Raw genomic sequence first — 25005 nt, forward strand, 5'->3', positions numbered from 1 at the left:
CGCTAGGCAGTTCCCAAGCTAGTGCAAACTAGCGTACAACTCACAGCTTAGGAATCCCGATTTACCATATCATATGGGCAAGAGTGGATAAGAGTGCTTATTCAACTTTTCAGTTTACCTAGGTTTCCATTACTTAGAATGATGCTGGCATACCGGGCAGTAATGGGTACCCCGACCGCCGACTACTGTCTTCTCAATGATACTGCCGCATTGAACACAAGGTTGCCCTTGACGTCCATACATTTGCAGCTGATGCTGGAACATCCCCATTTCCCCTTGGCCATTCACATATGACTTGATAGAGGAGCCGCCAGCTTCAACCGCTTCCTTAAGGGTATCAATAATCGCGCGATGCAGAAGCGCGTACTCTTCATCCGTAAGCTCATCTGCCGCACGATTCGGGTGAATGCCTGCTCTGAACAGAGCTTCATCCACATAAATATTTCCGATTCCTACTACGATGTGCTGGTTCAGCAGGACTGGCTTAATAAAGCTGCGCCGTCTTCTCATCGCTTCCGCGAAGCGTTCGACGGTAAATTCCGGAGACAAGGGTTCTACTCCCAGCTTATGAAGTGGAGGCTGCTCCCATTCCTCACCTGCTGCGAATAGATGCATCGTGCCGAATTGGCGGACATCCTTATAACGCAGCTCGGTACCGTCATCGAAATGGAAAATAACATGCGTATGCTTCTCAACTGGCTCATTAGCAGCATATACGCCGTAGCGTCCTTCCATACGCAGATGGGATACAAGAACAAGCCCATCCAGCAGGATCCGCAAGAACTTGCCCCTGCGCTCAACCCGTTCGATCGTGTGACCCTTCAATGCATCACAAAATTGCTCTATTTCTGACGGCCGCTGGATAATACGAGGCAGCGTAACCGTTACCCGCTCAATCCGCTTTCCAGCGACTAATGTATTTAATGTTTGTTTGACTGTTTCTACTTCCGGCAATTCCGGCATGTCCAATCACCTCTTGATATATTCATTATACCGAAAAAGCCGCTCTCATGTAGGCTGGCGGTTATTACGTCGATCTCGCTCACCGCCTTGGCTTACGTTCTACTTCGCTTCATACCAATTCTCGCCGCTGTTTACATCTGCTCGCAGCGGAACACAGAGCTCAATAGCCGATTCCATTACTTCAGGAACAAGCTTCAACATCGTCTCCATCTCTTCATCTGGAACCTCGAATACCAATTCATCGTGTACTTGCAGCAGCATGCGGCTCTTCAGTCCCGCTTCGCGCATACGAGCATCCATCTGAACCATGGCGAGTTTAATTATATCTGCGGCTGTTCCTTGAATCGGAGTATTCATCGCCGTCCGCTCTGCGAATGAACGCAGATTGAAGTTGGAAGCATGAATATCCTTCAAGTACCGTCTGCGCTCCAGCATTGTCTTCACATAGCCGTCTTGGCGAGCGAGCTTCACGATGTCTTCCATATACTGCTTAACGCCTTGGAATACAGCGAAATACTGCTCGATAAACTGCGCTGCTTCCTTGCGCGTAATATTCAAGTTCTGAGACAATCCGTAATCACTAATCCCGTATACAATCCCGAAGTTAACCGCCTTCGCCGAACGGCGCATATTCGCATCAACCTGCTCAGGAGATACACCGAATACGTCCATCGCGGTCTTCGTATGAATGTCCATGTCATGCAGGAAAGCTTCCTTCAGCTTCTCGTCTCCCGAGATATGAGCCAATACACGAAGCTCAATCTGAGAGTAGTCGGCAGCAACGATATGCCATCCCTTCTCCGAAGGAACAAACGCCTGACGAATCTTGCGTCCTTCCTCAAGCCGAACGGGAATATTCTGCAGGTTCGGATATTGGCTGCTTAGCCGTCCGGTCGCTGTAATGGTCTGACGGAAGTAAGTGTGGACATTGCCCGTTTCCTTGCGCACTTCCTTCAGTAATCCTTCAATATACGTCGATTGGAGCTTCGTCATTTGACGGTAATGCAGAATCAGTGGAATGATCTCGTGGTAAGGCTCCAGCTTCTCCAATACTTCCGCATCTGTGGAATATCCGGTCTTCGTCTTCTTGATGACAGGAAGTCCGAGCTTATCGAATAGAATCTCACCAAGCTGCTTCGGCGATCCAACATTAAACTCCGTACCCGCGAGCTCATAAATACGCTTCATTGTCGTCTCAATTTGTTCTGTAAACTGCGTACCTAATTGATTCAGCGCATCTGTATCGACTTGAATGCCGGTCTTCTCCATCTGCGCCAGTACGCGAGACAATGGAAGCTCCAGGTCAAAATAAAGCCGGTTCATTTCCTGCTCCTGGAGCAATTGCTCCATCACAGGCTTCAGCTGGCGTACAAGCTTGCCCTTGCGAGCAGCGTGCAGCGCAACAGTCTCAAGTTCAGGAACCTTGAACTTGGCGCCCTTCCCGTACACTTCTTCATCCGTCGGGCTAGACGACAAGCCGTACTTCTCCGCAATCGCTTGAAGGGACAGTGCCGCATCATCCGGGTTGAGCACATAGGAAGCAAGCTGAGCATCGAATGCGGAGCCATCATAGGGAACACCTGTCCAATGCAGCACCAATTCCGCGTAATGCATATCGTAGCCGCTCTTCGGCTTCCCTTGATCCGCGATCCATTCCCGTACGAACTGTGCCTCGTCAGATAGAAGCTCCTCACGGGTCAAGAACCAGTTGGACTCCTCTTCCGCGATAAGCACACCAATAAGCTCTGCTTGATGTGGATTGTCTCCATGCGCTTCCACGATGATTGTATCCGCGGAGTCGATTATCTGCTTCAATCCACTGAAATCGCCATTCACGAGCTGCACGTTCAATGTATCCTCAGACAGCTCTTCATCAGCAGGTGCTGATGCAACCGTGCCGCCCTCGATCAGCCCGATCTTCTCCATACGCTCAATAATCGACTTGAACTCGAGCTTCTGCAGCATCGGAATCGCCGTGTCCGCCTTAATGCCATGATACGCCATCTCCTCATGGCTCTTCTCCAGCGGCACCTCACGGAAGATCGTTGCAAGCTTCTTGCTCATGCGTGCGTCTTCAGCATGATTAATGAGGTTCTCCTTCATCTTGCCCTTCAGCTCGTCCACATGCTCAAGCACACTCTCTACGCTGCCGAATTGATGCAGCAGCTTAAGAGCCGTCTTCTCGCCAATGCCCGGCACACCCGGAATATTGTCCGAGGAATCGCCCATTAGGCCCTTCATATCAATAATTTGTAATGGCTCAATGCCATACTTCTCCTGCAAGGCTGCCGGTGTATATTTCTCAATCTCCGTCACACCCTTGCGCGTGAGCAGAATCGTAACCTGATCAGAAGCAAGCTGGAGCATGTCCTTATCCCCGCTCACAACCGCCATCTCAATTCCTTGCTCATTTGCTTCGCGAGTCAAGGTACCGATAATATCATCCGCCTCGTATCCGCTCATCTCGGAATGAGGAACACCAAGCGCATCAAGGAGCTGCTTCAAGACAGGGAACTGCTCTGACAGCTCAGAAGGCGTCTTCTCCCGACCGCCCTTATAGTCCTTGTAATCTCCATGTCGGAATGTCTCCTTGCCAGCATCAAATGCAACCAGCAAGTGGGTCGGCTTCTCTTCTTCAATAACGCGAAGAAGCATCGTTGTGAATCCGTATACAGCATTTGTATGTAATCCTTGAGCATTCGTCAGAGGAGGCATTGCAAAGAAAGCGCGGTAAATAATATTGTTGCCGTCAATAATGATCCATTTATCCATTGATTCATGCACCTCAATCCATTCTCTACCTTCATGATAGCATAGCCAGTACTAGAAAAGAAAATGATGATATTATGGGAAAAAAATAACCGACCGGGTGAGCCGCGGTCGGTTGGAGGATGGAGAATAAGATGACATATTCATCAATGATTCCGTATGATTAATTATTCAAATCAGGGCGTTGGTTCGTCACCAGATAGACGACCGCCTCACCGATGTTAGTCGCATGGTCGGCAATCCGTTCGATGTAGCGTCCGACGAAGGTAAGCAGCATCGCCTGAGATGCATTTTGCGGATTCTCCACAACGTACGTCAACAGCTCTCGGAAGATCTGGCTGTACAACTGGTCGACGAGGTCATCGTCCTTCGCCATTTTGTAAGCAAGATTCACGTCTTCCTTAATGTAAGCTTGAATCGACTCCCTGATCATGAGCTGTACCGTCTCCGCCATGCGAGGCAAGTCGATCAACGGCTTCATGAGCGTCTGGCCTTCCATGCGCAGCACAACCTTCGCTACGTCAATCGACAGATCTCCCATCCGCTCCAGATCATTGGAGATGCGGAAGGAAACGAGAATGCGGCGCAAATCCTTCGCAACAGGCTGCTGTGTCAAAATCAACTTCGATCCCAGATCGATAATTTTCTCCTCAATGCGATTCAGCTCAACATCCTCGGAAATGATCCGCTTGGCACGCTCGACATCCATATTTTTCAACGCTTCAATTGATTCCGACAAGGCACGCTCTACTCGCGTCCCCATCTCTTCAAGCAATGTACTTAGTTCTTCTAAGGCCAAGTCGAACTCTCTCCGCTTGATCATTTGCAGCTACACTCCTTATCCTTCTTATCAAATTTAGCCGAAGCGACCTGTAATGTAATCCTCTGTCCGCTTATCAGTAGGATTCGAGAACAATTTCTCCGTATTATCGAATTCAACGACTTCTCCGTTCAAGAAGAACACCGTCTGATCCGATACACGAGCAGCTTGATGCATATTGTGCGTAACCATAACAATCGTGTACTTATGCTTCAGCTCTTGAACAAGCTCTTCAATCTTCAGCGTAGAGATTGGATCCAAGGCCGAAGTTGCCTCGTCCATCAGCAGAATGTCAGGGTTGACTGCCAATGCGCGCGCGATACAGAGACGCTGCTGCTGACCACCAGACAAGCCGAAGGCAGAGCGCTTCAAGTAGTCCTTTACTTCATCCCACAGCACAGCTTGCTTCAAGCTCTGCTCAACAATCTCATCCAGCTTCGCTTTGCTGCGAATGCCATGAAGACGCGGGCCGTAAGCAATGTTGTCATAAATCGACTTCGGAAATGGGTTCGGCTGCTGGAATACCATACCTACTTTTTTGCGAAGTGTTTCTACATCAACTTCGTTGCTGTAGATATCTGTCCCGCCAATCGCAACTGTGCCTTCAATACGCGTGCCTATGATCATGTCGTTCATGCGGTTCAATGTACGAAGCAACGTGGATTTCCCGCAGCCGGACGGCCCGATGAACGCAGTGACTGCCTTCTCCGGAATCGTCATAGTGACATTTTTCAAGGCATGATACGTACCGTAGTACAAGTTTAAGTTCTTAATGTCGATTAACGTCTGTAAGGCAGTCGCTGTGCTCATACTATCGTCTCCTTAAATATGTTTCTGATATTTATTGCGTAGAATAACTGCTGAGATATTCATAATGATAAGCAGCGCCAGAAGCACGATGATGCCTGCTGCAGCCAGTTCATGGAATGCAAGTTGCGGTCTAGATACCCAGTTGAAGATTTGAATCGGCATAACGGTAAACTGATCCATAATGCTCTCTGGCAGAAACGCAACGAAAGTCAATGCCCCAATCATAACGAGCGGTGCTGTCTCCCCGATTGCCCGGGACAATGCCAAGATAACGCCTGTCATAATACTGGAAATCGAAGACGGAAGCACAGAACGGGATACCGTCTGCCATTTCGTTGCACCGAGAGCGAATGAAGCATCCCGGCGCGCCCTAGGTACTGCACGGATGGCTTCCTGTGCAGACACGATAATAATCGGCAGCACGAGCAGCGTCATCGTAAGCGCTCCGGAGAGCAAGCTGCGTTCCAGAGCCAATCCGCGTACGAAAATTGTTAATCCCAATATCCCGTACACAATGGATGGAACCCCGGCCAACGTACTAATATTCAGTTGAATTAACCGTGTTAGCCTATTCTTCTTCGCGTATTCCTCAAGATAGATCGCCGCTCCTACGCCGAGGACGAACGAGATAGGAGCCATAATAAGCACCATGTAAATGGAACCGACAATTGCTGATTTCATCCCAGCCTTCGCAGCCATTCGCGAAGGGTAATTCGTAAATAGATCAAGGTTCAATCGAGACAATCCATCCATCATTATCTGAATCAGCAAGGCCATTAGCGCAATAATACCGATAGAAGTTGCCACTAGGAACAGGATATGAAGCACAAGGTCTACCTTCCGGCGGGTACCAATCTGTTTGCGGTTTGCATCTTGAAACATACTCATTAGCTTAGTACTCCTCCCTGAAGCGTCTTGCCACCCACAGCGCCAAAATATTAAGCAGGAACGTAATCACGAACAAGGTCATACCAACAGCAAAGATCGTTCCATACTCAATGGATCCATGCGGTGTATCTCCCATGCTGACCTGTACAATATAAGCCGTCATCGTCTGGATGCTCTCCAGCGGATTCCAGGTCAAATGCGGTGTTGCACCTGCAGCAATCGTTACAATCATCGTCTCGCCAATTGCGCGCGAGAAGGCAAGTACAGCGGATGATACGATACCCGAGAAAGCTGCTGGAACCACAATTTTCAACGCAACCTCAAATCTTGTTGCCCCGAGTGCATATGCCCCATTTCGCAAGCTGCGCGGTACTGCCGACATCGCATCCTCAGACAAGGAAGAGACCATCGGAATAATCATAATCCCGACAACAAGACCTGCGCTTAACGCATTGAACATTCCCGTCGATGGGAAAATAAATTTCAATAATGGCGTAACGAAGGTCAGAGCAAAATAACCGTAGACAATCGTTGGGATACCAGCCAATACTTCAAGAATCGGCTTCACAATTTTGCGAACACGAGTAGGTGCATATTCGCTCAAGTAGATTGCACTTGCAAGTCCAATCGGTATCGCAACCAGACAAGCAATAACCGTAATCATTAACGTACCACCTAGCAGCGGCAGGATGCCGAAGGACTTCGGTGATATGAGCGGGCTCCACGTTGTACCGAACAAGAATTCTGTAATCTTGACTTGCTTCAAGAAAGAGAACGTTTCAGAAAAGAGCGTGTAAACAATCCCGATGGTTGTCGCTACAGACAAAGCGGCACATAGAAATAATAAAATCGGAACAATTTTATCGGTTAAATGTACTTTGCCATTTTTGAATGATATCGTCGTCTCTCGCTGCGGGAGATTACCCTGCATAGCCCTAACCTCTCTTTGCGTTCTTTTACAATTCGTTAACATTGACTTCGTGAAAATGTGATGCCTCAAACATCTGTTTTTGGAGAGACATCACATTTCACTGCTAGTATGATGCTGACTATAACCGAAATCGAAGTCAGTACTTCTCTTATTTCAACAAGTTCATTTGCTCATCGTATTTTTCTTGTGGAAGTGCAACGTATCCGACTTCCTTCGCGATGTTGCCTACATTTTTCATATAGTAATCAACGAATGCTTTCACTTCTGGCTGCTCCAGCTTCTTCTTGTTCACATAGATGAAGAGCGGGCGGGACAGTGGTGCATAACTTCCATCTTTAATTGTCTCTTCAGAAGGAGCGATTGCGCCTTTGCCGCCGTCAACTGGTATTAGCTTCAGCTTGTCTTGGTTCTCTTCGTAGTAAGAGAATCCGAAGTAGCCCATAGCGTTCTTATCACCAGATACCCCTTGCACGATAGCATTCGTATCGGCACTGAATGTGATTTGCTTGTCATTGCGGCTCTCTTGTGCTTTGCCGTTGATTTCTTCAGTGAAGTAGTCGAATGTGCCGTGGTTTGTATCCGGCGAATAGATTTTAATATCTTCTGCTGGCCATCCTGCACGAACGTCAGCCCATGTTTTTACTTTCGAGTTAGGCTCATAGATTTTCTTCAGTTCATCTGTTGTAATGTGATCCACCCAAGTGTTGTCCTTATTCACTACGATGGACAAGCCATCATAGGCCACAGACAATTCCAAGTAGTCGATCCCTTTTTCTTTTGCAGCAGCTGCTTCTTTTTCTTTGATTGGACGAGAAGCGTTGCTGATTGCTGTCTCACTATTAATGAAGCGTTTGAAACCGCCGCCTGTACCTGCTGTACCAACCGATACGCGTACTTCGCCGTTCTCTTTGCCGAACTCTTCTGCAATCGCTTCTGCGATTGGATATACTGTGCTGGATCCATCTATTTCGATCGTGCCTGTCAACTTCTCAGGGCTAGTCGTTTCCTTCGCCGAATTGTTCGTTTCCGTTGTTGCCGCGTTGTTTCCTTGATTTGCAGAAGCATCATCCTTCTTGCCTCCACAAGCAGCCAATACTACTGTCAACGCTGCTACGAGCGTGAGCATCATGATTTGTTTTCCCCATTTTTTCAAGACAATCCACTCCTTTTGATTGATTCCCATGTGTTGTGTTGTAATGTATTCGTTGTTTGTCTCACATCTAGTATGTTAATGGCTGTTTGTTAAGACTGTTTGGTTTATTTGTTAACGGAATGTAAAAAAATCAATCTTGCGCTGACATTGTCTGTAACTGTCGATTTGCCTCATTCGCTGTCACAGCCATGCGTGCTGCGTAAGCATCTACCTGATCCAATCGATTGCGATTTTCTGCTATGGCACGGAACAGTTGCTCGAACTTGGACAAGGCAGCGTTCAAGCCTTCAAGCGTCGTATTCACTTCGGAATGAGCTTGATCGCCAGTCGTAATCGTCAGCGTTAAAGCTTCCATCATCTGATGGAGCGTCTCATCGATTTGCTCCGTGGCTGCCTTGGTTAACGAAGCCAACTTGCGCACCTCGGACGCAACCACCTCGAACCCGCGCCCATGCTCCCCTGCACGCGCAGCTTCAATGGATGCATTGAGCGCCAGCATATGACAAGAATCCGACCATGAGCGAATAACGCTGACGGCATCCGCCACCGCTGTTGTATGCTCTGTCAATTTCTTTGTTTGTCTTGCCTGGCTCTCCACACGTATTGACACCTGTTGAAATGCTGAAGATACCTGATCAAGCACAGTCTTTCCCGTCAATGTTTCGTCGATCATCCGATCTGCGTGCGATTTGCCATCTGCTGAAGCTTGGCGGACATGCTCTGTTTCTGTTAATATGCTGTGCAATGCTCCCCGCGTGGACGTAATAACCTCCGATTCCTTCTGCTTCGCTTCGAGTCGTATTTGATTGGATAAGGATGACAGCTGCTTGGAGGTGAGTATTCCGACATATTTACCCCCACGTGTGACCACAATACTGTCGTACATTCGTTCCTCAGAACGGGACGCTGACATATCCAATAGTTGTTCAGTTTCAATACCGCATTCGACAATGAGTGCCTCATTATCCATTACGCGTACAATTGGTTTTTCGTAATAAAGTGCAGGAGAGAATCGCTTGCTCATTTTTTCATGGAATCTCTCCCGCATCACAATGCCAATCGGTTCAGAATGTTCATTTCCTATGACAAGGCAGCGCAGCGAGCCATCCTCCCGAAATCGATGATCCGCTTCTTCAATGGTGGTGCTGGCAAGAATGATCGGTGCGAATTGAATGAGATCCTCATACTCTCTCTTCATTATGGATTGTCGATTCGCTCCCTCTCGTCTTACTTCCATCTTCGTTAGCAACATCGTCATAAGCTCCCACTCCTACTCTAGTCCTGTTATCGGTCTTTAGTCCCAATGTAGCACGGTAATGTTAATGCTGCCATATTGCGTGTTTTAAGATTTTGTAAATCGACTTTTCCTCATTTTCATATCTTGATAAGACTAACTTTCACGATTTCATCATAGACATCGAAAAAACGGGCATCATTTCACTAGGAGCTTTTTCAAGGGCAAACCTATTTTTCGGGGATCGTTCTCTCGGGATAAAAGGGAGGGACTATGAATGGGATCTGATAACAACCATATTGAAAAAATAAGAAAGCAAGAAAAAATGCTTATCATCGTCTGCTTTGTTGTTGGCGCGATCATGCTGCTGTCCTTCTTGCGAAGGCTATTCTGAACGATCGGAACTTATATTTGAAGGAGTGTTGACCTCACATGCTCACCTATGATCCGGTTATTTTCAGCCGCATACTTACCGGGCTAACACTGTTCGTACATATCGTATACGCCACTATTGGTGTCGGAATGCCGTTAATGATTGCACTTGCGGAATGGATCGGCATTAAGCGAGGCGACTCTTATTATCTGCTTATGGCGCGCCGCTGGGCTCGCGGGTTCACGGTTACTGTAGCTGTAGGCGTCGTAACAGGGACATGCATCGGTCTACAATTGAGCTTATTGTGGCCGAACTTTATGAGGGTTGCAGGACAGGCTATCGCTTTGCCTTTATTCATGGAGACATTCGCGTTCTTTGTGGAAGCAATCTTTCTAGGCATCTATTTATACACCTGGGATCGCTTCCCGAACCGCATCTATCATTTTCTTCTGCTCGTTCCGGTCGCTATAGGCTCCTCAGCCTCTGCCTTCTTCATTACGGCTGTTAACGGCTTTATGAATGCACCACGCGGATTTGATTTGGTGAACGGGAAAATGACGAATATTGAACCCATCGTAGCGATGTTCAATCCAGCCATGCCGACGAAAGTTGGACATGTGCTCGCAACCGCCTATGTGACTTGCGCCTTCATTATGGCAGCCATCTCAGCGATGTCTCTGCTGCGCGGCCGCACTCACGCGTATTACAAAAAAGCGCTCCGCATGTCGATGGTGACCGCCCTGCTCTTCTCTGTCGCAACAGCCGTCATCGGCGACTTCTCAGGCAAGTATTTGCATGAATATCAGCCCGAGAAGCTGGCGGCAGCAGAATGGCACTTCGAGACGAAGTCTCATGCTGAGCTCGTCTTCGGCGGCATTCTTACCGAAAATAATGAGGTGAAATACGGATTTCATATTCCATTTGCCTTGAGCATATTAGCGGGCGGCACCCCTGATACTGTCGTGAAGGGATTGAACGAAGTGCCCGTGGAGGAGAGACCTCCGCTTAAGGCATCCCACTACTTCTTCGACTCCATGGTGTTTATCGGCATGTATTTAACAGTCGTGTCCCTATGGTATGTCATCTGGTTCATGCGCAATCGCCGGCAAAGTCTGAAAAAGCCGCATAATCGTCTGCTGCTAAGAGCCGTTGTGCTTGGCGCCCCGCTCTCGGTGTTGGCTATCGAATTCGGATGGATGTTCGCTGAGATTGGACGGCAGCCTTGGATTCTATGGAAAGTCATGACCGTAGCCGAGGGCGCAACAACATCCAATCACGTGGATACAATGCTGTGGCTGTTCACGCTGCTCTATCTTGTCATTACAGTGACAGCCATTCGGGTGCTCATTCGCATGTTCAAGCACAACCCTGCTGAAGACGAAATTAAGGCACTTGGCTGGGAAGGAGGAGGGAAGAAATGAGTTACGAATTAGTCGGCATCACCGTTCTATGGATCTTCCTGTTCGGCTATCTGCTTGTTGCGTCCATCGACTTTGGGGCAGGATTCTTCAGTTATGTCAGCTCGGTAACGGGCAAGCGCCATATTATCCATAACGTGATTGAGCGTTACCTGTCCCCTGTATGGGAAGTGACGAATGTGTTCTTAGTCTTCTTCTATATCGGCTTGGTCGGATTCTTCCCCGATTCCGCGTACTACTATGGAACAGCACTGCTCGTCCCAGGCAGTCTAGCCCTCATTCTGCTTGCCATACGAGGATCGTACTATGCCTTTAGCACATATGGGATTAAGAGTAATCGTATCTACCTGTTTCTATATGGAGTCAGTGGATGGCTTATTCCCGCTGCGCTGTCCACCGTGCTCGCGATTTCTGAAGGAGGGTATATCTCGGAGGGGGCTGACGGCAGCATTTCCTTCCAGTTCCTGAGCCTGTTCACTAACATCTACCCCTATTCCGTTATCGTGCTCGCCCTGGTCAGCGTATTGTACATTTCCGCCATGTTCCTGACGTACTATGCATCCAAAGCTGAGGATGAAGGGGCACTCAACATCGTGCGCAAATACGCCCTGATGTGGTCCGCGCCCACTATCCTAGCCAGCTTGTTCGTGTTCTACGCGATTCAGGGTCATAATGCGGAGCACTTTGCCAATATGTTGGATCGGGCATGGATGTTCGTTCTGTCCTTCCTGTTCTTCGTCATCGCCGTCTATTATGTATGGAGAAGACGCCGTTATGGCTTAGCGTTTCTATGTGTCATCTTGCAATTCGGATTCGCATGGTTCGGATACGGTTCGGCACATTTGCCTTATGTGCTCTACCCATACATCAATGTCTATGAGCATGTCACGAATCCGGCCATGGCCTATGCGCTGATCGTTGTATTCGTTCTTGGATTGCTCATTCTGCTGCCTTCCCTCTTCCTGCTTCTTCGCTTGTTCCTGTTCGACGCGAACTATGTGAAGGGGATTAAAAGCGGAAAAGGCGGGCGTACAGGGAAGAAGCACATCTAAGAGGATGAGAAGGCATTCATGCAATGCATGCAGCGGATGAAGCGGCAGATATGAATGTCGCGCAGTGCTATGTTAAATAAATAAAGGAGCACAGAGCAGATGAATCAATTTTTAATCTTTTATGCCCCGTTCATTATTGTTATTGCTTTCGTCATTGCCCTATTTTATTGGGGCTCACGAGACATGAATGAGGATGATATTTAGATCGCTGTCTCTCGCATCTTCCATGGAGAACCTTGCCACCGTACTGGCAAGGTTCTTTTCATTAATGGAACTGATTCGTTTCCCTACGCAAGATATCGTCATTTCGACATTTTTTAACTTTTGATCCTATTTAGACAATCCAAACATTCCCGTTCGACATATTGTATGGTAAAATATAGGAGGTTATGATTGAAAATGAGAGTAGGTGCATACAGGATGGCACAGATATTGTCCATCGGCGAATTAATACATAGTTATAGGCGTAATAGCGGCATGACTTTAGCGCAATTATCAGAAACATCCGGCGTTCATAAAGGCACAATATCCAAAATTGAAAACGAAGACGTCAAGAGGCCGGAATATACAACGCTCCGTCCGCTTGTCGAAGCACTGCACATCCCGTTGGATACGGTTGTCGAACTGTACTTAAGCGTGGACAAACGAGCAGAAATGCGGCTGCATATACTGCAGGACGTGATCCAACATTCAGGCTCCGCCGAACTGGCACGAACAGTAGGAGCCAAATTTCTGGAATCACCAAGCGACGACAGCCACTCCTTAGTCGAACGCCTATATAGCTTCACAGCTTCAGTGGAACACAAGGAAATTCGATTGGCCTTGTACCAATTGATCGTTGACTACTCACGCGATCACGGTATTATGCCTTTTCTGGCTAAAGGCTTGCTCCAGGTGTACCTCATTGAACGAGATGATTTTACTCGAATGCGAGCAGTGTATGAAAGTGGAAATCATATCGTAATGTACGCACATTTTTTGAGCATGGAAGATCGCATCATGTTCTATTACAAGCTGGGTATTCATGCTTATAATTTATTTCTATATCCAGAGAGCATCGAACTTGCCCTTCATGTCGTTCAGGAAGCTGAGCCTGACAATGAGTACTACGTTCACGCACTCTTTATATTGAGGGGTGCATATTATCAGATCGGGAATTATGACAAGTCCGAATATTACACTCACCTTTACTCACAGTATGATGGCCCTTACATCAAAGAAAATACGCTGCTGATGAACGCATTACTTAATTCCAAGAAGGGCAAGACCGATGTAGCTGTAGCTCAGTTAACCACTTTACTAGAAAAATGTGATCAGAATACAGCTCTGTCAGCTTTGAATCAATTAATGATTATTTATTTGCAGGAGCATCGATTAGAAGAAGCCAAAGATTTACTTTCCTACCCCATCGACCCACAACACATCATTTATAGCAATCCCAACATGATTTCACAACTAGCCGAATATTATTACCATCGAGCAAAATATTTCATAACTGTTGGTGAATTTGAGAAAAGCATATCTGGGTTTCTCGAAGGTGCGCTTCATTTTTCAAGAGTGGACGACGTTCGTCAAGAAAAACAATGCATTCACCAAATCATGCAAAGTCATTTGACGCAAAATATTCCGATACCCATACCAACTTTGGAAAAACTAACGGATTACTACAAACATACCGATTGGGAGGGATTACAGTGAAGCGTTTCGTGGCAAAAGCATATATTGCTCTTCTAAGCGCTGTCGTCATTGGCGAAGCTACGATGTTTGCTTTGTTAGGTAATAGTGATGGAATTACTCCATGGTAGTATGGTAAGAGTACCGATTTGGTACTCTTTTTATTTAAAAAGTTTCCCTTTAATCCCTTTTATTAGAATTCAATAGACACACTGTATACTAATAGTAAAGAAAGGGGTGCCCCATTATTCCCCTTAATCCGAGGTGACGGACTATTATATACTGTGATGATCTATTATATAAAATCGATGGACTCAGGCAAGAACTAACCTGCCTCGTGACGATGACGAAGTCGTCCAAATTAGCCAACTTCTAGATATTTACATACTGGAACATCAAAAGAGATGCATGAAAAAAAAGCATAGGTAAGGCTTTAGTTGGCGACCAATTAAATGTGTATTACAAAGCGATGACGAAGTAGCTTCCGCCAATTGCGATTATACCTGTCCTTGAACAAATCGCAGAGTAGTTCGAAAAATAGGATAATGCCAAATCGGCGTCGTTCAGATGCCGGGTTTTACGTATTTTCACAATACTCTTGTCTGGTTCTGCCACAGCTAATGAGCGGGCCGATCAGAAAATTATGAGATTTATAACCACATGCCCTTTTGCCCATGCCACGTGCATGAAAATAGAAGCGTCTTGAACATTATCTGACGGATGTTCAAGACGCTTTCTCATGTCATCTCACTTTATTAGATTAATGCTCTTCTTTGCTTTGGGAGTGTGACAAAATTAAAAGGAAGCATTTTCGCCTGAAAAGTTTCGACTGCCAATCTGCAGATTGATTTCCTCATAAGTAATTTTCTTAGTCTCGTTATCTCCAAACTTACGAACAACAGGTGTAGGATTTTGATTAAAATTCATACTTAAGCTTTGGTTAGAATAGTGACCCGCAGGATCGATGTAATATTTATAATCAATTATTTTCTCTATATCTATATCAGCATAAGCGATTCCTTCTGTTTCTGCAGGGATCATTTCGCTAATTGGTTCTCCATCAGGTCCATAAATACAAGTATGTCCACTCTTAAATGTATCGAAGTATTCTTTTTGTTCAGGTGTTAAACAAATCATACTTTTCATTTCTTCCGAATATATAGATGATGTCATTAAAACAAAGGTTTGAGTTGAAATAGCATAGTATCGACTTGAGATTTCATCATCAAAGTACCCTGGCCAGGAGGCTACATGTACTTGTTCATTTTGTGAATTCATTGCAAGCAGATTTAAAGGAACCTGGTGTTCCCAGCACATCAGTCCACCCAAATTACCAAGCTCCGTTTTAAATACTGGCATCAAGCTTCCACTTCCGTCTCCCCATATAAGTCTTTCAGCAACAGACGCTCTCATTTTTCGATGTTTTCCGATTAAATCCCCCTTGGGATTAAACCATAGTTGAGTTAAATATAAAGATCCACCATCTTTTTCACTACAAGAAATACATACGTAAGTTTCGTGTTTTCTAGCTGCTTCACTTATTTTTTGAATAGCTAAGCTAGGAATCTCAACTGCATTTTTGTAGAGATCATGATAGAATTTTCTTGTATATTCTGGATGACCAATAAATGCAAACCAAGGATAACCGGGAAGAAAAGCTTCGGGAAAAGCAACTAATTTTGCATCATTAGATGCTGCTTCAGCAATCAATTTGCAAGATTTTTCAACTGTTGCATCTAAATCCAAGTATACAGGTGCAGCCTGGACAGCTGCTGCGCGATATTTAGGATAATTTCCCACAATAAATTTCTCCTTTTGTAATTATTTATAATTATTTAAGTTCAAATAATTATTTAACTACAAATTAACACTTAAGATTCCATTTGTAACCATCCACTATTTATAGCCTTGACCATCCACTTTCCATTTTTGTTAAATTGATCAAAGAGAAATACAAATAGCCTTCAGCAGAAACTGGAGTTAATGATTATGTGAACGGGCACAATAGACACCGAAGCCATGGAACACTAGGCTATATGAGCCCCGTTGATTAAAAAAATTGACCCTAAAAAAAGTTGTCTAGTTTGGTGTTGACAGTCCATACAGCCATTTTAGAAAATTTTCATATGGTTGAGGGGAATAAAGGTTAAGTTCTTTCGGAGCGTGACGACCGATTCATTCGTCACTGGGTGTGGATCACAATCAAAAAAAGGAAAACCACATGGAGTTGTTGAACTTGTAACCCGTAAGTGACCTCTTACGGGTTACAGTTCATAGTTACACTCGCATGTGGTAAGAGAAATAAGTACATATTTAATCATCTGTAGTTAATGTTTAAATATTGAAGGAGATACTGAGCTGTGAGAATTACGACCACCCATGCAGATCTACGGTAATTGGTGACAATAAAATTAGTTGATTAACTAATACATCTAAATCCTCTGACTCATTACCATAGTAGTTCAAATCCATTATTTTTCCTTTGTAATAGATGGACACATCCCACCCATCTGCAATTAATTTTTTTGTGATATTATCGCTCGTTTCTTCGATTCTGTTTGCTGCGTCGAGTAGAACCTTTGATTCTTCAGCAGTCAGTTTCCTTCTTTTTATATCTATAACTTTTCTTAAGTGAAAATCAAACGTTTGATGCTTCCGAACACCTTTTGATACCTCGAGCATTTTATCTGACCTTACTTCAAACAAGTATGTTTCATCGAGTGCTGCTGTAGGATATATTGAAATTTTCATTATTATATTATCGTCAACATCTTTCGAAGTATTCCTTAAAAAATATAATCCTATCAAAAGACATACGATAATCAAAACTAACCCAAAAAGCATATTCTTTTTCACTAGACTAATATGCTCCTCTCAAAGGTAATCTATGCTCTGCTCTTATTTTGTTTTCAGTTATATCACCATTTCTTACATATCTTAACCCGGTAGTGGCTAATTCCTCTTTCCGTATCGTCTGTCTTTTCCTCCAAGTATCCGTATATTTCATGCCCAAAAAACTACCTGCTTTTTTATCAATCTGATAAATATAAGTACCCATCTTTTTATAATCGTATTGCGCTCCACGCATTGCTCTATCAGCATGAATCAATTCATGAGCTAAACCAACATAAGAAGGTCGTTTTTGCCCACTAACATTTCCGGTTTCAGGGTCTGTAGTTTGTATAGTGGGATTAGATTTAGGATTAAAATAGACTGTTGCATCACTTCCTACTCCATTTGTGGCATTCTTATTATTATCGTTTACCTCATAGTTCCCTTCTTTTGTTTGAACCACTATTGTAGTCGTATTGTCATCAAGCAGCTTATTACCTTGTTCATAACGGAGATTACCCATATCTCCTAGTACGCCAATCCAAACTTGACCATCTTTAATCGTTAGTTTATGGTCAGTTAATTGTTGTAAGTGTACTAATATAATTTGCTGATCATTTTCAGATCCAGACACCCTTATTATATGACCACTTGGATCATACCATCTTGCACGCAAATATTGCAGATTCGTTGCTGCGTCCCAATATTCGCCCGAGTAACGGAAAATGTTCGGAACCTGTTCCTATTGTACCAATGGATTGCCCCAGATATCGTACGTATAGCGCTTCAATACATTGCCTTGTGCATCCCGAATCTCCGTAATGTCGCCGTGTCCGTTAGATACGTAATATTGCATACCTTGTCCTGGAACCTGACGAGCAGCAGCTTGCCGAAGTCGTCATGGACATAGGATGCGGTAATCGTGACGCTGCCATTCGCTTCTACCTTGCCTTCTGCTACAATCTTTGCCCGATCATCGTAGTAGTAACGCGGGTCGTAACACCGTTTTCGGTGCTTTCTACCATAGGTTATCCCCGTTGTAGCGGTAGCTGACGGCTTTTCCGTCTTCTGTGGTGTCTTGGGTCAGTCGATTGCAGCCTGTCATACGTGTAGCTGGCTCCCTTGATATTCGGTACCTGATCGCTTTGCAGGGTTCTGTTGCCGTAGATTGTACGTATCATATGGGTCTCAACAAAAACAAACTAGCTTGAGGTCGTGTCTCAATAAATCCATCTTCGATTTCCAACTCAATAATCTCTTCTTGTAGTTCAAATCCTTTTATCAACTTCCTATCAACTCCGTTCCCCTCGATTTTTCCAGTTTTGGGATTCCAATAGCTATTCCGTATTTGTTCCTTTGCTCGTTGTACCATTAACACAGCTTCTTGTTCTGCTTCTTCTAGTTCTATTTATTGACGAGTTAATAGTTTTCGTTGTACTGTATTGAATCCCGTAATCCAGATGCTTCACGTTCCAAGCTACCTATACGGCGAAGTATTTCCAGTCTAGGGTATCCATCTTTCTGATCTGCTAGATGCTTAAAATAGTTAGCCTGTTCCATTAGCTTGCTTATCTCTGTTGGCACTTGTGGATTTGTACTGCCAGAGCATCTCAACTCGTCCGCCTGTTGCAGTAACTCTCGTGCTTTCTGACAGTATCCTCTTACTTCCTCCATTATCCTCTCATACTCTGCTTGTTCCTGAGCAATTAAACCCAATGTCTCCTCTACTTCCTGTGCCTGTTTTGCCATTTTCCTTTTCCCCCTTTGAATTTGGGCATGCAAAAAAGCCCATTCCTACTCATAGTTCAAGTTGGAAAGAGCTTTTGAAAGTTTATTAAGTGGTTGACAAGTTGTTTAGTGTTTGGTTTGTTGATTGTATTGTACGATCCTGCTAACAAAAAGTAAACCGCAATTATTACATCCGTCTTAGTCTGCTGAGATAGGTGCTTTTAACAAACGAAGTGACGAATTCTTCATACGGGTATTACATGGGCAATATGTGTTATTGGTTGAATGATAGGCTAAATCGACACTAGGTAGCCCCACCAAAGAAAAAACCTTGAAAGGCACGAAACCAATCAAGGTCTTTCGTAATCAACAAGGCTTAGTCATACGCAATCCATACTTCTCCATCTATGGATTGGGCTTCATGAAATAGTTCAAATATGCTTTGATAGACAGTTAGTGTCTCTTGATCTAATTCTGTTTTATTGGCACTTTGAAGATTGTTCAACGCATCGCCTAAATCAGGTATTCTCCATGGCGACTCTTCAAACCAAGCGGTATCCGTATGATAGTAATATGAGAGCCCACTCCACCCGTTTTCATTAGGTTGTATAGCTGCCATAATTGAATCAAAATAACCAATCCAAGCCTTAAGCTGAACTTTTTGATTCTCGGAATTCTCAAAATAGAAGATGATCTCCGGTTCACCCTCAAATCCGGTATAAAAGTCTTTAATTATTTCCATTTGACACCTCCCATACTTATGGAGCTGACCAATGACCTGAACCTAAGAGCGCTTGTTGTTCAGGCGTCGCTACTCCATTTTGTCTCGCACTTACCGCATCCTGCCACTGTTTCATAGATGTCCATTGATTATCGCCCGTCAAAATATGTTGTTGCTTTCTTGTTGTTTGGCTTCCTGGAGTTGTTCTTGTAACAACCCAAGTATTCCCTTGATCTGCAGGTGCACCAGGAGTTCTTGTATGCCAACGTGCTTCATACTTATAAGTTCCATCAGACCAATTATATTTTATTTGATCATACCCATTCTTAGCCTGTTCTACCTTAACAGCATTACCAGGGATCTTTATTGGACTTGAATCAATAAGATTTCCCGTCCCCTTAGGCTTAAATGCCTTATCCATGATGGACTTATAGAATTGATCTGCGCTTTTTTTCGTTACTTCTATTCGGATGCCGGTCGTGCCACGGCTCACATTCGCTGGACGCGAATAGCCTCCCCCTACGCCTCCAACTCTAGCGCCATTTGAGGAAGAAGATAACCGCGCTCCGGACATTCCACCATATGATCCTCCGCAATTATGCGTCCAGATTTTTAAATCCGTGACGAAATAATTGTGTACGCTCTGTACTCTAAAATTATATACCGTCGTTCGCTCTTTTTTGATTTTGATCTCCTCGATCGGCACTTCATTTTCGTCGAGGTCTACCAGCATATCTCCTTTCTTCAAATCTCGCGCTTCCACCCAGCCTTCTCCCGATACCCAGAATGGATGCTCCGCCGTTGTTACGATCGTGGTTCCGTTGACGCTTACATGATACGTTTCATCTGTTTCTCTTTGGAACAATTCTTCGACCAGATTGTATGCAGTCTCCCCGGTTTCTTCATCCCGTGTCTGGACTTTATCTCCCACCTGGATTTCTTCAATCGGCTTCAGTCCTTCATCCGTCTGCACTTTCGTTCCAGCTGAGAAGCAGTTGAACTCGAACGAGTACATACATAAATTAGTAGCACTGTTTCCGCTCGGATCGACCTTCGTCAACGGATTATTCTCCACATACGTATACAAGTTCAAACTCAGCGGATTCTTGATTTCCCCTTCATACGTATCCTCATTAATAAATCGCCCTACACTTGGATCATACCATCTTGCGCGCAAATATTGCAGATTCGTTGCTGCGTCCCAATACTCGCCCGAGTAGCGGAAAATGTTCGGGACTCGCTCCTCCTGAACCAGTGGATTGCCCCAGATATCGTACGTATAGCGGTTCAGGACATTGCCTTGCGCATCCCGGATTTCGGTAATGTCTCCGTGTCCGTTGGATACGTAGTATTGCATACCTTGTCCTGGAACCTGACGAGCCAGCAGCTTGCCGTAATCGTCATGGACATAGGACGCTGTAATCGTGATGCTGCCGTCCCCATCCAACTTGCCTTCAGCCACAATCTTTGCCCGATCATCATAGTAGAAACGGGTCGTGACGCCCCCTTCGGTGCGTTCTACCATAAGGTTGTCGCCGTTATAGCGGTAGCTGACGGCTTTGCCGTCTTCCGTTGTCACTTGGGTCAGACGGTTGCGGCTGTCGTACGCGTAGCTGGCTCCCTTGATGTTCGGTACCTGATCGCTTTGCAGGGTTCTGCGGTTATCCCGATTATCGTATGTGTATGCCTCATTGAACTGGCTTGAGGTCTTGATCCGATTTAACGGATCATAGCTAAATTGATACGCCGCTCCATTGTCGTTCCTCGCTACAATGTTGCGGTTGTTATCATAGGCATAGCTGTAGTTCGCGAATGCTTCTTAGCACCTGTGCGTCGGTTCGTCCTGACTGTTTCCACTTTCAGCTTTGTTTCTTATTTCTCTATCGAGCTAATAACACTCAACTATCTGTTCTCTAACCGATTCATACTATACTTGAACTTGTAAAATTAAACCTGCTGTTCTCTCTACTTCCTGTACATGCTTTTCCATTTTTCTTATCCTCTTTTGATTTAGGAATGCAAAAGTAGGCTTATTCCTCCTTATCATTCAAGTAGGAATAAGCCTTTGAAAGAGTTTGTCAAGTTGTTGTATTGTACGATCTTCCTCTATGTTATTGATTACATTCAAATATTGTTCGATCACATTATGAATCAGCTATTTCATACCTCATTCTATTAATCAGCTCATCCTCACCTAATGATAATGGGAACAAATCCCCATCTTCAAATAGATTTTTTTCTGCTTCATCAAAACTATCCGCATACTCAATTACGTATGATTCTAGTGTTTTAATGAAGGTTACTCTACAGTATTTCCCATCATGTACAAAAACATTTGTGTTGTTGAGTATTTCCTTCTCAAATTGTAATTCTCTAAATAACCCCTCAATTTTTTTCTCAATTGAATTCATTTCACACCTCGCCATTTATTCAATTAGATGGCCATTCATATCATATCTCTTTGTTCCTGACTTACCTGAGGATAGTTTATAGTAAGGAATATCACCATGATGTCTACTTCCCGGATGATATTGTAATATTCTATCTCCTCCCCAGTGAACTCTAAAACCTCCTCCTTCTTCAAAAGGTATTCCTTTATATTTTTCACTCTTATTTAGCGCTGTTGGATTATACCCGTTATCCTTTAGATACTTATGAAGCTCATCTGGTTTAATCCCTTTTAGTTTACTTGGGTCATTCAGGATATCATCTAAACCATTAATATTTTTTACTGCCTTTCCACCAACTTCTTTACCTTTTCTTATGCCCCCGATTATTGGTCCCAATGAAGCCAAAGCTTCCGCAAAAGAGATATCCTGATGCCATTTACTGTAATCCTTGGCTAACTCCGCTTTTGCCCAGTCCGCATTTCCTGCACTATTCTTGTATGCACTTGTTTGCGTTAATAAACCAAACAAATAATTAAAACGATTATTATCATACACATCTGCGAACTCTTGACTTAACAAGTTATAAGCGTATGAATATGCTCTACTTTCGGTAGAAGTTATCTTCATAGTCGCTTCGAGAATGGAATTCATATCTGAGGGTATATATCTGTTTCCACTAGGATCAATATATTTCAGCGGATTGTTCTGTACATACGTATATAGATTCAATCTCAGCTACAGCATTGATGAGCATTAGGTTCTTTCTAGACATTCCGCCCGATTCATACGGCAAGGAATGGGGTAAAAAAAGACCTTGAGGTTTTCTGATATGCCTTGCGGTGGACAGTCGAAATAATAAAACTGTTTACTTCAAGTAGGAGCCATATCATTATACTCTCTAGGTCTTTCCCATACCCAAATATTACTTACTATTCATATTCATTTGCCTTCTCTTCTCATCTAACCATTCTTCTTCTCTTCTCACCCATTCTTCAGAACTTAATTTTTCGTCCGTCCAGAACGTAGAAGAGTCCACAGCATTACCATCTTTATCGGTTGCAATAACAGATGTCCTACTTTTGCCGAAAACCAAATTGGGACAAATTTGATGACCATCTTGGTTGTAAGTTAAACAATGAACACCTATATTCCCCTTACAGCATTTTGAATCATGATTCTCTTCGTTGTCTTCATAGAAACAATTCGCCTCTAGAACAATATGTTTCCATCCCATATGACTTCTCCTTACACTCAATAAGCGGTATTTAATTCCCTAATGACGGCCTTATAGTCGTGGTTGTTTATTCCAACCCATTCAATTACACCGTTTTTTCGAATTATTCCATAAGCCCGATAAGAACCATCAACTCTAGCAGACACATACTTTCTACCATCTGGAGCACCATTTAGATACTCGAAATTCAAACTTGGATGATCCGGATCCTCCTTGAATTGCTTAAAAGCCGCATCTGCTTTTCCTTGTATATTTTTAGAAAGTTTATCGTATGATTTGTTAAATCCTTTATTCTTAATACTGGTGTATCCACCAGCCGCTCTTCCCTTTCCACCAACTTCTCTAGCTTTTCCTATGCCCCCGATTATTGGTCCCAATGAAGCCAAAGCTTCCGCAAAGGAGATTTCCTGATGCCATTTACTGTAATCCTTGGCTAACTCCGCTCTTGCCCAGTCCGCATTTCCTGCACTATTCTTGTATGCACTTGTTTGCGTTAATAAACCAAACAAATAATTAAAACGATTATTATCATACACATCTGCGAACTCTTGACTTAACAAGTTATAAGCGTATGAATATGCTCTACTTTCGGTAGAAGTTATCTTCATAGTCGCTTCGAGAATGGAATTCAACTCTGACGGTATATATCTGTTCCCACTAGGATCGATATATTTCAACGGATTATTTTGCACATACGTATACAGATTCAGCGTCAGCGGGTTACCCAGTTCCCCTTCATACGTATCCTCATTAATAAACCGCCCTATACTTGGATCATACCATCTTGCGCGCAAATATTGCAGATTCGTTGCTGCGTCCCAATATTCGCCCGAGTAACGGAAAATGTTCGGGACTCGCTCCTCCTGAACCAGTGGATTGCCCCAGATATCGTACGTATAGCGGTTCAGGACATTGCCTTGTGCATCCCGGATTTCCGTAATGTCGCCATGCCCATTGGAAACGTAATAGTGTATGCCCTGTCCTGGAACCTGACGAGTCAGTAGCTTGCCGTAATCGTCATGGACATACGATGCTGTAATCGTGATGCTGCCGTTTCCTTCCACCTTGCCTTCGGCTACGATTTTCGCCCGATCATCGTAGTAGTAACGGGTCGTGACGCCCCCTTCGGTGCGTTCTACCATAAGGTTGTCGCCGTTATAGCGGTAGCTGACGGCTTTGCCGTCTTCCGTTGTCACTTGGGTCAGACGGTTGCGGCTGTCGTACGCGTAGCTGGCTCCCTTGATGTTCGGTACCTGATCGCTTTGCAGGGTTCTGCGGTTATCCCGATTATCGTATGTGTATGCCTCATTGAACTGGCTTGAGGTCTTGATCCGATTTAACGGATCATAGCTAAATTGATACGCCGCTCCGTTATCATTTTTAGCCGTAATATTTCGGTTGTTATCATAGATATAGCTGTAATTCGCAAATGGTGCCTCGCCTTGCTTCTGCTGGATGCCGACCATGTTCAATCCGTCATAGGCATAGCTTATATTCAAGCCCTGCGACGATTTCAAGTCCGTAATCCGATTATAGGATTCATCATACGAATAGTCGAATCGGGCCAGTTCTCCTCTGGCTCCTTCCACTACTTTCATGCTCCTTGGCGCTGAAATCGGGATGAATCGTTCCGTCTGGCTTGCCAGGCGGTAGCTGCCCGACGTTAAGGCTTGCTCTTCGCGCAATCCCCGCTGATCGTAATTGAATGACAACACCGTCTTATCTGGATACGTGATGGATGCCAGTTCGCCTGAAGGATAGTACGCGTAGCCCGTCGTCCCTGTCTGATCCGTCATTGCCGTCCGCTTGCCCATCGCGTCGTAGCTGTACGTAATCCGCTCGTCCGGAGCAGCGACGGCCGTCAGGAAATTCCGGTTGTTGTATTCGTATTGTTGAACCTGTCCTTTCCGGTCGATGCTTTTGATCACATTGCCGTTACCGTCATAATAGAAGCGTTTGCTTTGCTTGTTCGGATCGGTTTGCTCCAGCAGGCGGCCGATGCCGTCATGCCGCTT

Annotated in this window: 21 protein-coding genes and 1 pseudogene; 4 read left to right on the top strand and 18 right to left on the bottom strand. The window is 44.6% G+C overall.

Annotation, left to right across the window (positions count from 1 at the left end; genetic code table 11):
- Nucleotides 1-129: 129 nt before the first annotated feature.
- The 8 genes from mutM to ABN764_RS24190 form a co-directional block, all read right to left on the bottom strand.
- Complete coding sequence (gene mutM / locus ABN764_RS24155; RefSeq protein WP_446673333.1) at nucleotides 130-963, bottom strand: DNA-formamidopyrimidine glycosylase; 834 nt, start codon at nucleotides 961-963, stop codon at nucleotides 130-132.
- Between the two features lie 99 nt (nucleotides 964-1062).
- Nucleotides 1063-3735, bottom strand: coding sequence for a DNA polymerase I (gene polA / locus ABN764_RS24160; protein WP_446673334.1), 2673 nt, complete (start codon nucleotides 3733-3735; stop codon nucleotides 1063-1065).
- Between the two features lie 160 nt (nucleotides 3736-3895).
- Nucleotides 3896-4555 (bottom strand): phosphate signaling complex protein PhoU, encoded by a 660-nt coding sequence (phoU, locus tag ABN764_RS24165; RefSeq protein WP_072731434.1) that lies wholly within the window; start codon nucleotides 4553-4555, stop codon nucleotides 3896-3898.
- A gap of 33 nt (nucleotides 4556-4588) precedes the next feature.
- Nucleotides 4589-5362, bottom strand: a complete 774-nt coding sequence (gene pstB, locus ABN764_RS24170; RefSeq protein ID WP_072731436.1) for a phosphate ABC transporter ATP-binding protein PstB — start codon at nucleotides 5360-5362, stop codon at nucleotides 4589-4591.
- A gap of 12 nt (nucleotides 5363-5374) precedes the next feature.
- Nucleotides 5375-6250 (bottom strand): phosphate ABC transporter permease PstA, encoded by an 876-nt coding sequence (gene pstA, locus ABN764_RS24175; RefSeq protein WP_028533817.1) that lies wholly within the window; start codon nucleotides 6248-6250, stop codon nucleotides 5375-5377.
- A gap of 4 nt (nucleotides 6251-6254) precedes the next feature.
- Nucleotides 6255-7181: a phosphate ABC transporter permease subunit PstC gene (gene pstC, locus ABN764_RS24180; RefSeq protein ID WP_446673335.1), complete on the bottom strand. Its 927-nt coding sequence runs from the start codon at nucleotides 7179-7181 to the stop codon at nucleotides 6255-6257.
- Between the two features lie 148 nt (nucleotides 7182-7329).
- Entirely contained in the window at nucleotides 7330-8334 is a 1005-nt protein-coding gene (locus ABN764_RS24185; protein WP_028533816.1) for a PstS family phosphate ABC transporter substrate-binding protein, read from the bottom strand.
- A 130-nt stretch (nucleotides 8335-8464) separates the two neighbouring features.
- Nucleotides 8465-9592, bottom strand: coding sequence for a methyl-accepting chemotaxis protein (locus ABN764_RS24190; protein WP_072731437.1), 1128 nt, complete (start codon nucleotides 9590-9592; stop codon nucleotides 8465-8467).
- A 408-nt stretch (nucleotides 9593-10000) separates the two neighbouring features.
- Between ABN764_RS24190 and ABN764_RS24195 the strand changes: the two genes are divergently transcribed.
- From ABN764_RS24195 to ABN764_RS24210, 4 genes are all read left to right on the top strand, one after another.
- Nucleotides 10001-11362, top strand: coding sequence for a cytochrome ubiquinol oxidase subunit I (locus ABN764_RS24195; protein WP_174808212.1), 1362 nt, complete (start codon nucleotides 10001-10003; stop codon nucleotides 11360-11362).
- A complete protein-coding gene (locus ABN764_RS24200; protein ID WP_446673336.1) occupies nucleotides 11359-12411 on the top strand; it encodes a cytochrome d ubiquinol oxidase subunit II in 1053 nt (350 codons plus the stop codon). The genes ABN764_RS24195 and ABN764_RS24200 overlap by 4 nt, the downstream gene beginning before the upstream one ends.
- A gap of 99 nt (nucleotides 12412-12510) precedes the next feature.
- The gene (cydS, locus tag ABN764_RS24205) at nucleotides 12511-12615 is read left to right on the top strand and encodes a cytochrome bd oxidase small subunit CydS family protein (RefSeq protein ID WP_394358340.1); all 105 of its coding nucleotides are present in this window, start codon (nucleotides 12511-12513) and stop codon (nucleotides 12613-12615) included.
- Between the two features lie 195 nt (nucleotides 12616-12810).
- Nucleotides 12811-14109, top strand: coding sequence for a helix-turn-helix domain-containing protein (locus ABN764_RS24210; protein WP_446673342.1), 1299 nt, complete (start codon nucleotides 12811-12813; stop codon nucleotides 14107-14109).
- A 771-nt stretch (nucleotides 14110-14880) separates the two neighbouring features.
- Here the strand turns inward: ABN764_RS24210 and ABN764_RS24215 are convergent.
- The 10 genes and pseudogenes from ABN764_RS24215 to ABN764_RS24265 all read right to left on the bottom strand — a co-directional run.
- A complete protein-coding gene (locus tag ABN764_RS24215; protein ID WP_446673343.1) occupies nucleotides 14881-15888 on the bottom strand; it encodes a carbon-nitrogen hydrolase family protein in 1008 nt (335 codons plus the stop codon).
- 564 nt (nucleotides 15889-16452) lie between these two features.
- Nucleotides 16453-16941 (bottom strand): hypothetical protein, encoded by a 489-nt coding sequence (locus ABN764_RS24225; RefSeq protein ID WP_446673337.1) that lies wholly within the window; start codon nucleotides 16939-16941, stop codon nucleotides 16453-16455.
- 4 nt (nucleotides 16942-16945) lie between these two features.
- Nucleotides 16946-17551, bottom strand: coding sequence for a M91 family zinc metallopeptidase (locus ABN764_RS24230; protein WP_446673338.1), 606 nt, complete (start codon nucleotides 17549-17551; stop codon nucleotides 16946-16948).
- A 785-nt stretch (nucleotides 17552-18336) separates the two neighbouring features.
- On the bottom strand, nucleotides 18337-18666 hold the full coding sequence (locus ABN764_RS24235) for a hypothetical protein (RefSeq protein WP_174808207.1): 330 nt from the start codon (nucleotides 18664-18666) through the stop codon (nucleotides 18337-18339).
- Between the two features lie 355 nt (nucleotides 18667-19021).
- Nucleotides 19022-19387, bottom strand: coding sequence for a dihydroorotate dehydrogenase (quinone) (locus tag ABN764_RS24240; RefSeq protein WP_174808206.1), 366 nt, complete (start codon nucleotides 19385-19387; stop codon nucleotides 19022-19024).
- A 574-nt stretch (nucleotides 19388-19961) separates the two neighbouring features.
- Nucleotides 19962-21173 (bottom strand): annotated as a pseudogene (locus ABN764_RS24245) (polymorphic toxin-type HINT domain-containing protein); the annotation flags it as partial.
- 337 nt (nucleotides 21174-21510) lie between these two features.
- Complete coding sequence (locus ABN764_RS24250) at nucleotides 21511-21777, bottom strand: hypothetical protein (RefSeq protein ID WP_446673339.1); 267 nt, start codon at nucleotides 21775-21777, stop codon at nucleotides 21511-21513.
- Between the two features lie 15 nt (nucleotides 21778-21792).
- Complete coding sequence (locus ABN764_RS24255; RefSeq protein WP_446673340.1) at nucleotides 21793-22311, bottom strand: hypothetical protein; 519 nt, start codon at nucleotides 22309-22311, stop codon at nucleotides 21793-21795.
- Nucleotides 22312-22678: 367 nt separating this feature from the next.
- Entirely contained in the window at nucleotides 22679-22990 is a 312-nt protein-coding gene (locus ABN764_RS24260) for a hypothetical protein (protein ID WP_090512273.1), read from the bottom strand.
- A gap of 17 nt (nucleotides 22991-23007) precedes the next feature.
- On the bottom strand, nucleotides 23008-25005 hold a 1998-nt coding region (locus tag ABN764_RS24265; RefSeq protein ID WP_446673341.1), incomplete at its 5' end, for an RHS repeat domain-containing protein.

The organism is Paenibacillus wuxiensis (assembly GCF_040195695.1).
Taxonomy (GTDB): domain Bacteria; phylum Bacillota; class Bacilli; order Paenibacillales; family Paenibacillaceae; genus Paenibacillus_B; species Paenibacillus_B suaedae.

Bases quoted from the DNA above. Each gene is read 5' to 3' on its own strand.
- ABN764_RS24210 (WP_446673342.1), top strand. From the start codon at position 12,811: ATGAGAGTAGGTGCATACAGGATGGCACAGATATTGTCCATCGGCGAA.
- pstC (WP_446673335.1), bottom strand. From the start codon at position 7,181: ATGCAGGGTAATCTCCCGCAGCGAGAGACGACGATATCATTCAAAAAT.
- ABN764_RS24240 (WP_174808206.1), bottom strand. From the start codon at position 19,387: ATGGAAATAATTAAAGACTTTTATACCGGATTTGAGGGTGAACCGGAG.
- ABN764_RS24250 (WP_446673339.1), bottom strand. From the start codon at position 21,777: ATGAATTCAATTGAGAAAAAAATTGAGGGGTTATTTAGAGAATTACAA.
- ABN764_RS24260 (WP_090512273.1), bottom strand. From the start codon at position 22,990: ATGGGATGGAAACATATTGTTCTAGAGGCGAATTGTTTCTATGAAGAC.
- ABN764_RS24200 (WP_446673336.1), top strand. From the start codon at position 11,359: ATGAGTTACGAATTAGTCGGCATCACCGTTCTATGGATCTTCCTGTTC.
- ABN764_RS24190 (WP_072731437.1), bottom strand. From the start codon at position 9,592: ATGACGATGTTGCTAACGAAGATGGAAGTAAGACGAGAGGGAGCGAAT.
- pstB (WP_072731436.1), bottom strand. From the start codon at position 5,362: ATGAGCACAGCGACTGCCTTACAGACGTTAATCGACATTAAGAACTTA.
- mutM (WP_446673333.1), bottom strand. From the start codon at position 963: ATGCCGGAATTGCCGGAAGTAGAAACAGTCAAACAAACATTAAATACA.
- ABN764_RS24195 (WP_174808212.1), top strand. From the start codon at position 10,001: ATGCTCACCTATGATCCGGTTATTTTCAGCCGCATACTTACCGGGCTA.
- cydS (WP_394358340.1), top strand. From the start codon at position 12,511: ATGAATCAATTTTTAATCTTTTATGCCCCGTTCATTATTGTTATTGCT.
- phoU (WP_072731434.1), bottom strand. From the start codon at position 4,555: ATGATCAAGCGGAGAGAGTTCGACTTGGCCTTAGAAGAACTAAGTACA.
- pstA (WP_028533817.1), bottom strand. From the start codon at position 6,250: ATGAGTATGTTTCAAGATGCAAACCGCAAACAGATTGGTACCCGCCGG.
- ABN764_RS24235 (WP_174808207.1), bottom strand. From the start codon at position 18,666: ATGGCAAAACAGGCACAGGAAGTAGAGGAGACATTGGGTTTAATTGCT.
- polA (WP_446673334.1), bottom strand. From the start codon at position 3,735: ATGGATAAATGGATCATTATTGACGGCAACAATATTATTTACCGCGCT.